This window comes from Variovorax soli NBRC 106424, from assembly GCF_001591385.1.
Lineage (GTDB): Bacteria > Pseudomonadota > Gammaproteobacteria > Burkholderiales > Burkholderiaceae_C > Variovorax > Variovorax soli.
The window spans coordinates 144,943-151,394 of record NZ_BCUU01000001.1 but is presented as its reverse complement, the minus strand read 5'-3'; the positions used below and the strand labels follow the sequence as shown (position 1 = coordinate 151,394).

General features: G+C 66.6%; 7 protein-coding genes and 1 pseudogene. 4 read left to right on the top strand and 4 right to left on the bottom strand.

Features of this window, described 5'->3' with window-relative positions; genetic code table 11:
* A pseudogene (locus VSO01S_RS00705) lies at positions 1-1,429 on the top strand (hypothetical protein); the annotation flags it as partial.
* Between the two features lie 13 nt (positions 1,430-1,442).
* Here the strand turns inward: VSO01S_RS00705 and VSO01S_RS00700 are convergent.
* From VSO01S_RS00700 to lexA, 3 genes are all read right to left on the bottom strand, one after another.
* Positions 1,443-2,450 carry a D-2-hydroxyacid dehydrogenase family protein gene (locus VSO01S_RS00700; RefSeq protein ID WP_068639871.1) on the bottom strand — a complete coding sequence of 336 codons (1,008 nt, stop codon included), beginning with the start codon at positions 2,448-2,450 and terminating at the stop codon, positions 1,443-1,445.
* Between the two features lie 81 nt (positions 2,451-2,531).
* Positions 2,532-2,864, bottom strand: coding sequence for a hypothetical protein (locus VSO01S_RS00695; protein ID WP_068639870.1), 333 nt, complete (start codon positions 2,862-2,864; stop codon positions 2,532-2,534).
* Positions 2,865-2,989: 125 nt separating this feature from the next.
* Positions 2,990-3,673 (bottom strand): transcriptional repressor LexA, encoded by a 684-nt coding sequence (gene lexA, locus VSO01S_RS00690; protein ID WP_068639869.1) that lies wholly within the window; start codon positions 3,671-3,673, stop codon positions 2,990-2,992.
* Between the two features lie 85 nt (positions 3,674-3,758).
* Between lexA and VSO01S_RS00685 the strand changes: the two genes are divergently transcribed.
* The 3 genes from VSO01S_RS00685 to VSO01S_RS00675 are packed head-to-tail and all read left to right on the top strand — an operon-like array spanning position 3,759 to position 5,657.
* Entirely contained in the window at positions 3,759-4,745 is a 987-nt protein-coding gene (locus VSO01S_RS00685; protein WP_068639868.1) for an asparaginase, read from the top strand.
* 5 nt (positions 4,746-4,750) lie between these two features.
* Positions 4,751-5,167, top strand: a complete 417-nt coding sequence (locus VSO01S_RS00680; RefSeq protein WP_068639867.1) for a hypothetical protein — start codon at positions 4,751-4,753, stop codon at positions 5,165-5,167.
* A gap of 16 nt (positions 5,168-5,183) precedes the next feature.
* Positions 5,184-5,657 carry a DUF6152 family protein gene (locus tag VSO01S_RS00675; RefSeq protein ID WP_068639866.1) on the top strand — a complete coding sequence of 158 codons (474 nt, stop codon included), beginning with the start codon at positions 5,184-5,186 and terminating at the stop codon, positions 5,655-5,657.
* Between the two features lie 18 nt (positions 5,658-5,675).
* Here VSO01S_RS00675 and adk read toward each other — a convergent pair whose 3' ends face one another.
* Positions 5,676-6,332, bottom strand: a complete 657-nt coding sequence (gene adk, locus VSO01S_RS00670) for an adenylate kinase (RefSeq protein WP_068639865.1) — start codon at positions 6,330-6,332, stop codon at positions 5,676-5,678.
* Positions 6,333-6,452: the final 120 nt, after the last annotated feature.

The following is a 6,452-nucleotide window of genomic DNA, read 5'->3' as shown; positions in this document are numbered from 1 at the left end:
TGCCGCGCCGGGCGCCGCTCAGTCCGCGGGGTCGGCGGCTACGCCGGCTTCGTCGCCTGCTGGCACGCCTGCTTCCGGATCCGGGGCGGCGTCCCCCGTTGCAGTAGCCGAGGCTTCCGGTGCGGCTGCCGCGGCGGCCCTGGCTGCAGCTGCAGAGCAAGCCCGCCGCGATGCCGATCGGCTGAAGGAAATGGAGGCAGCCCTGGCCACCTTGCGCGAGCAGTCGGCGCAGAACCAACGCCAGCTGCTTGAACTGCGAGGCAGCCTTGTACAGGCCGAAGCCGACCGCTATCGCAACCCGGTCGTCTACGCACTGATGGCGCTGCTGGCCTTGGCGCTGCTTGCCTTGATGGTCCTGTGGCGGCAGGCGCGCAGGGCCCGCCAGGCCGCCTGGTGGGGCGGCGCGGCAGATGAAGAGCCGCCATCCACATTCATCGCGAAGGAGCCCCTGCCTCGGCACGGCGAGCTGGCCGATGACGATGATGACGACGACGACACCGAAACGAACCCTGCCGCACCGGCGGATGTCTCGGGTCTGCAGTCGGCAGCGCAGGGGCTTCGCGTCACGGCCCTGCCAGAGGGGGTCGGTGCATCGGCTTTCCAGGGCACGCACACGCGGGTCGTCAATGCCGAGCAGTTGCTCGACGTGCAGCAGCAGGCCGAATTCTTCCTGTCCCTCGGCCAGCACGATCAGGCCATCGGCGTGCTGCGCGAGCACATCGCGGCCAGCCCCGGAACGAGCGCCATGGCGTACCTGGACCTGCTCGGCCTCTTGAAGGCACAGGACCGCCGCACGGAATACGCCGCTGTGGCGCACGAGTTCGGCCACGGCTTCAACGTCGCTGTGCCGGCGTTCGAACAATTCACCGGAGGCGACCGCGGCCTGGAGCACTACCCGGAGGTTCTGCTCCTCATCGTGGAGAAGTGGCCTTCGCAAGGCACCGCGGACCTGATCGAAGCATTTGTTTTCCGCAAGCCGGGCTCGGCCGACGACGTCTTCGACCTGCCGGCCTACCAGGATTTGCTCATGCTCTATGCGGTGGCGCGTGACCTGAGCGAATACGCCGGCCCTTGGGGCGTGCCCCGGGAACTGCCCGCTGCGCCGCCGCCCGTGGCCGTTTTGCCAGGCCATGGAGAACACGCCTACCAGCCAACAACTCCGATGCCCTACCTGCGTGCCGAAGCTGCAGAGCAAGGCTCGGCCCCCGATACCCAGGAGCGCAGCGTACCGCCGCCATTGGAACTGGATCTCTCCGACCTGGACCGCACGGCCTTCGAGACCCTGCGCGCGCCAATCGAACCGGAACCACCCGCATCCAGGCCGCAGTCGGTGCCGCCCATCGATCCTCACCTGATCGACTTCGATCCGTTCGACCCGGATCCGAACCAGGGCGAGCGGCGGCCCCGCCACCTGGGCGTCAAACGCTAGCCGGCCGTCCCGCTCAGCGCCGGACCTGCAAAGCGCCGGGATTGACGATGTTGGTCGGATTGCCCTTGATGAAGCTCACGACGTTGTCGAAGGCCTGGCCGAAGTAGAGCTCGTAGCTTTCCTGCTCCACGTAGCCAATGTGTGGCGTGCAGATGCAGTTTTCCAGGCGCAGGAGGGCATGGCCCTGCAGCGGCGGCTCGCTCTCGAAGACGTCGATGGCGGCCATGCCGGGGCGGCCGCGGTTGAGCGCCGCCAGCAAGGCGTCCTGCTCGACCAGCTCTGCGCGCGAGGTGTTGACGAACAGGGCGGTGGGCTTCATGCGGGCCAGGTCTTCCAGGCGCACGATGTTGCGTGTTTCCTCGGTCAGGCGCAGGTGGACCGACAGCACGTCGGCCGAGGTAAAGAGCGTCTCGCGGCTGGCAGCCACCTGGAAGCCGTCGGAGCGTGCCTTGGCGCAACTGGCTTCGCTGCCCCAGATCACCACCTGCATTCCGAAGGCCTGCCCGTAGCGGGCCACCAGTTGGCCGATGCGGCCATAGCCCCAGATGCCCAGCGTCTTGCCCTTGAGGACAGAGCCAAGCCCGAAATTGGGCGGCATGGAAGCCGACTTCAGCCCCGACTGCTGCCAGGCGCCATGCTTGAGGTTGCTGATGTACTGGGGTAGCCGCCGCATGGCCGCCATGATCAGCGCCCAGGTGAGTTCTGCCGGTGCCTGCGGCGATCCGGTGCCTTCGGCCACGGCCACGCCCAATTCGCTGCAGGCGTTGATGTCGATGTGCGAGCCGGCGCGGCCGGTCTGGGAAATCAGCTTCAGCTTGGGCAGCTTCTCGATCAGCTGCCGCGAAATCTGCGTGCGCTCGCGGATCAGGACGATCACGTCGGCGTCCTTCAGCCGAACCGAAAGTTGCCCGATCCCCTTGACGGTATTCGTGTAGACCTTGGCCGCATAGGCATCGAGCTTGGACGCGCAGCGCAGCTTGCGGACCGCGTCCTGGTAATCGTCGAGGATCACAATATTCATGGCACGTTATTGTGCCCTGCGCCTCGGTAACTACATGTTGTGTAGTGGCGGCGGCGCATGCCGCCCTGATGCGGCTCGCCCTCAGTGCATGCGGCCGGGCGAAGGCTGATGCGCCTCCAGCGCGGCCAGGCGGTCCAGCTCGGCACACACGTCTGCCATGCGGCCGGAGATCACCACCCGGCTGCTGTTGCAGGCTGACCGGCCGTCGACCACCCGAATCACCCGCAGCGGCTTGGTTTCGGAGGCGGCTTCCTGCTGCTTCTGGTTGACGCCGCCACGCGCAGTGCAGGCGGGGCGGATGGCAACGTAGCGCAGATCCGCGGAGGGCTTGCGCCGGCGCGGCGCGATCCAGCGGTGGGCAAGGGCCTGCAGTGGCGAGAAGATTTCGGCAAAGGTCAGAACAGCGATTCCCATGTGAACTCCACAGTGGTTGGGGTTGAACACAGGCAGGATTGCTTTCTCGGCAAGGGGATTCGCGTCAGGGTGATGGCTCTCTCGCCATACGCCCGCCACCTGGCGCGGACCCGGTAACTGGCCTGCTACATGAGCATGGTGTTGCGGATCAGGCCCACCGCGAGGCCTTCGATTTCGAACGGCTCGCCCGGCTGCACGAAGATGGTGGGGTAGTCAGGGTTTTCGGCGTGCAGTTCGACCACCTGTTTGTTGCGCTTGAGGCGCTTGACGGTGACCTCGTCACCCAGACGGGCCACGACGATCTGGCCATTGCGCGCTTCCTTGGTGGCTTGCACGGCCAGCAGGTCGCCGTCCATGATGCCCGCGTCGCGCATGGACATGCCGCGCACCTTGAGCAGGTAGTCGGGCTGGCGTTGGAACAGCGTGCTTTCGACATAGAAGGTCTGGTCCACGTGCTCTTGCGCAAGGATGGGCGAGCCGGCGGCCACGCGGCCCACCAGCGGCAGCGCAAGCTGTGCCAGGCCGGGAAGCGGCAACGAGTATTGGCTGCCGCGCGATTCATTGATGGAGCGCAGTGCGTCGCCCTTGAGCCGGATGCCGCGCGACGTGCCGCTGACCAGTTCGATCACGCCCTTGCGTGCCAGGGCTTGCAGGTGCTCTTCCGCCGCGTTGGCCGACTTGAAGCCGAGCTCGGCCGCGATCTCGGCACGCGTGGGGGGCGCGCCGGTGCGTGCAATGGCGGACTGGATCAGGTCCAGGATCTGCTGCTGGCGGGCGGTAAGCTTGACGGGAAAAGGCAGGTTGATCATGCGCTGAACTCCTGTGAATGCACCTTGGTTACTGGTCGCATATCCAGTAACTGTATTTTTAACCAGTTTTTCGGGATTGGCAAGCATGAAAGTTCACAAGGATTCACATGGTCCCCGCGTGCTGGTTCTGGGTACCGGCGGCACCATTGCCGGCCGGGCCGCCAGCAGCGACGACAACATCGGGTACGTGGCGGGACAGGTCGGCGTGGCCGAACTGCTTGCGGGCATCGAGGCGCCACCGGGCGTCGCACTCGAGGCCGAACAGGTCGCGCAGGTGGACAGCAAGGACATGGAGTTCTCCATCTGGCTCGCCCTCGCGCAGCGCTGCGCGCAGGCGCTGGCCGATCCAACGTTGGCCGGCGTGGTCGTCACGCACGGCACCGACACGCTGGAGGAGACGGCTTTCTTCTTTCACAGCGTGCTGGGGGCTTTGAAGCCGGTCGTCCTGACCTGCGCCATGCGCCCGGCCAGCGCGTTGTCGCCCGACGGCCCGCAGAACGTCCGCGATGCGATCGCCGTGGCATCCACGCCCGGTGCCCAGGGCGTGACCGTCGTCTGCGCCGGTGTCGTTCACGCGGCGCAGGATGTGCAGAAGGTGCACACCTACCGGATCGATGCCTTCGCTTCCGGCGATGCGGGCCCTGTCGGGTTCGTGGAGGAGGGCGTCGTGCGCCTGGCCAAGCCGTGGCCTGAAAGGCCGACGGGCGCACCACCTTCCATTCCTGACTGGCCGCGCGATGCTGATCCGCCTCGGGTCGAGATCGTGTTCAGCCACGCCGGCGCCCGGGGCGATCTCATCGATTCGCTGGTGGCACAGCGCGCCCAGGGGGCGCCAGGTGCGATCAGCGGCCTGGTGCTGGCCGCCACCGGCAACGGCACCTTGCATCGCGAGATCGAGCAGGCCGCGGCGCGTGCCCAGGCGGCGGGTGTTCGCGTCGTGCGCGCCACGCGCTGCCCGCAGGGGCGCATTCTGGCCAAGCCGGGCGACACCATTGACGACGCCGGCGCGCTCGGCCCGGTCAAGGCGCGCATCCGCCTGCAACTGGAACTGATGGGCACAACGGGCTGCTAGGCGCGATGTTCGCCGCACTGCAGTCGCATGCATGGGCCTACCCCGCCTTGGAGGTGGTGCACATCCTGGGCATCGCACTGTTGCTGGGCAACCTGGTCGCGCTCGAGATGCGCGTCTTCGGGCGGGCGGCAGCGGTTCCGGTGCAGCCCTTCGCCCGCCTGTCGCTCACCATCGCGATCTCGGGATTCGGCCTGGCAGCGTGCAGTGGCCTGCTGATGTTCGCCAGCCATCCGGGTGAGTTGCTGGCCAACCGTTACTTCGTCGTCAAGATGGGCCTGCTGGCCGTTGCTGGCGTCAATGCGCTGGTCTTTCACTTGCGCGGATCACTGCGGCACCTGGATGGCCTTGCCAGGGCCCAGATGTTGCTGTCCACTGCCATCTGGATCGCGGTCGTCTTCTGCGGCCGCTGGATCGCCTACTGAACCTGAGGAGACATGCATGAAACGCCGTCAACTCGTTCTTGCCGCAACAGGTATTGCGTTCGCCGGGCGCCCGGTGTGGGCGCATCATGGCTGGAGCAGTTTCGACCAGGACCGGCCGCTCTACCTGGAGGGCAAGGTCGTTCAGTCGCGCTGGCAGAACCCGCATGTGGAACTGGACATCGAGGTGCCTGCCGGTCTGAAAGTACCGGCCGATCTGCGTCAGCGGCCCTTGCCGGCACAGAGCGCGCCGGTCGATGGCCCAGGCCTGCTGGCCAAGGCCACCGTGCCGCGCCGCACCGACCGGAAGTGGGAGCTGGAACTGGCGCCGCTCACGCGCATGCAGTCGTGGAAGATCCCCGAAATCAAGGCGGGCGACATGGTGTCCGCCGTGGGCTTCACGTCCAAGGACGAAGCGGGCGAGGCCATCTTGCGTGTCGAGTACCTGTTCGTCGGCAACAACACCTACGGCCTGCGTTCCAGCCCGGCCTGAGGCCGGGCTGCAGGCGCGTCAGCTCGACAGCGCAGACAGGGCGCGCTGCGTGATTTCTTCGACGGAGCCGGTGCCGCTGATGGCGCGGTACTTGGGGGCCATTGCGGGGTCGGCCTTGGCCCAGTTGGAGTAGTAGTCCACCAGGGGGCGCGTCTGCTGGCTGTAGACGTCCAGGCGCTTGCGCACGGTTTCTTCCTTGTCGTCCTCGCGCTGGATCAGGTCCTCGCCGGTGAGGTCGTCCTTGCCCGGCACCTTGGGCGGGTTGAACTTCACGTGGTAGGTGCGACCCGACGCCGGGTGCGACCGGCGGCCGCTCATGCGCTCGATGATGTCCGAGAAGGGAACGTCGATTTCCAGCACGTAGTCGATCTTCACGCCGGCCGTCTTCATGGCCTCGGCCTGCGGAATGGTGCGGGGAAAGCCGTCGAACAGGAAGCCGGACGCGCAATCGGGCTGGGCGATGCGTTCCTTCACCAGGTTGATGATCAGGTCGTCGCTGACCAGCGCGCCGGAGTCCATCACGGCCTTGGCCTGCAGGCCGAGGGGAGTGCCTGCCTTGACGGCGGCGCGCAGCATGTCGCCCGTGGAGATTTGAGGAATCCCGTACTTCTGGCAGATGAAAGTCGCTTGCGTGCCTTTGCCTGCCCCGGGGGCGCCCAACAAAATCAGTCTCATGGTGTCCTCGGAGGGATTTCTAGTGATTCTTTGTCGCGTCACGCAAGGCCAGGGCCGGCGCTGCCGCGTGACGGAATTGCGGCGAGGATAGCATGGCCCCCCGGGGTAACTGCCCCTGGG

What these genes read in the sequence shown, in the direction of transcription:
- VSO01S_RS00700 (WP_068639871.1), bottom strand. Translation starts at nt 2,450, where the DNA reads ATGAATATTGTGATCCTCGACGATTACCAGGACGCGGTCCGCAAGCTG.
- VSO01S_RS00695 (WP_068639870.1), bottom strand. Translation starts at nt 2,864, where the DNA reads ATGGGAATCGCTGTTCTGACCTTTGCCGAAATCTTCTCGCCACTGCAG.
- lexA (WP_068639869.1), bottom strand. Translation starts at nt 3,673, where the DNA reads ATGATCAACCTGCCTTTTCCCGTCAAGCTTACCGCCCGCCAGCAGCAG.
- VSO01S_RS00685 (WP_068639868.1), top strand. Translation starts at nt 3,759, where the DNA reads ATGAAAGTTCACAAGGATTCACATGGTCCCCGCGTGCTGGTTCTGGGT.
- VSO01S_RS00680 (WP_068639867.1), top strand. Translation starts at nt 4,751, where the DNA reads ATGTTCGCCGCACTGCAGTCGCATGCATGGGCCTACCCCGCCTTGGAG.
- VSO01S_RS00675 (WP_068639866.1), top strand. Translation starts at nt 5,184, where the DNA reads ATGAAACGCCGTCAACTCGTTCTTGCCGCAACAGGTATTGCGTTCGCC.
- adk (WP_068639865.1), bottom strand. Translation starts at nt 6,332, where the DNA reads ATGAGACTGATTTTGTTGGGCGCCCCCGGGGCAGGCAAAGGCACGCAA.